Origin of the sequence: Burkholderia sp. AU33545, from assembly GCF_020419685.1 — a bacterium.
In the GTDB taxonomy this organism is placed as follows: Bacteria; Pseudomonadota; Gammaproteobacteria; order Burkholderiales; family Burkholderiaceae; genus Burkholderia; species Burkholderia diffusa.
In genome coordinates, this window is sequence record NZ_JAIZRQ010000019.1 from 1 (window position 1) to 933 (window position 933).

At 61.5% G+C, this 933-nt stretch carries 1 pseudogene; it reads left to right on the forward strand.

Annotated elements, in window-relative coordinates:
• Nucleotides 1-15 precede the first annotated feature (15 nt).
• Nucleotides 16-894, forward strand: a pseudogene (locus LGM71_RS33105) (IS3 family transposase); the annotation flags it as partial.
• Between the last annotated feature and the right edge of the window lie 39 nt (nt 895-933).

Here is a 933-nt window from a genome sequence, read left to right on the forward strand (position 1 = left end):
GACACTGGAGAATGATTTTTTAGAAGGTGCGCTCACCAAGGCGGGATTGCTGAGCGCAAAACGATGATCGACCGTACGCATGCGCTGCCGGTTTCGCAACAGACGCGACTGGTCGGCATCGCGAGATCGAGTGCGTATTAGCGGCCGCAGCCGGTCAGCGAAACCGATTTGTTGTTGATGCGGCGAATCGACGAACTGCACATGGAGTTCCCGTTTGCCGGGGCACGGATGCTGGCGCGCCTGTTGCGTCGGGAGGGCCATGAAGTCGGCCGCCGTCGCGTACGCACGTTGATGAAGCGCATGGGCGTGGAGGTGCTGTACTGCAAGCCGAACACAAGCCGCCGCAACGCGCAGCACAAGATCTGGCCGTACTTGCTGCGCGGCATGAAGATCGCGCGGGCCAACCAGGTGTTCGCCCTCGACACGACCTACATTCCGATGGCGCGAGGCTTCGTGTACCTGACGGCGGTGGTGGACTGGGCGAGCCGCAAGATTCTCGCGCACCGGGTTGCCATCACGCTGGAAGCCACGCATGCCGTCGAGGCACTGGAAGAAGCGTTCGCCCGCTACGGGCTGCCCGACATCGTGAACACCGATCAAGGCAGCCAGTTCACGGCGGGCGCGTTCACCGAGGCCGTACTGGGTCGAGGCGTGCGGCTGTCGATGGACGGCAAAGGGGCTTGGCGTGACAACGTGTTCGTCGAGCGCGTATGGCGCAGCATCAAGTACGAAGAGATTTATCTGCGGGCCTACGAGTCGGTCAGCCATGCCCGGCGCTCCATCGGCGACTACATCGAGCTGTACAACTGGAAAAGGCCCCATTCGAGCCTGGCGGATCAGACGCCGGATGAGGCATACTTCGCGACGCTGCCTGCGATCAAATCGGCAGCATGATTGCCTCGGCCGCTCCACTTAAAAATCTCAGAAAACTGT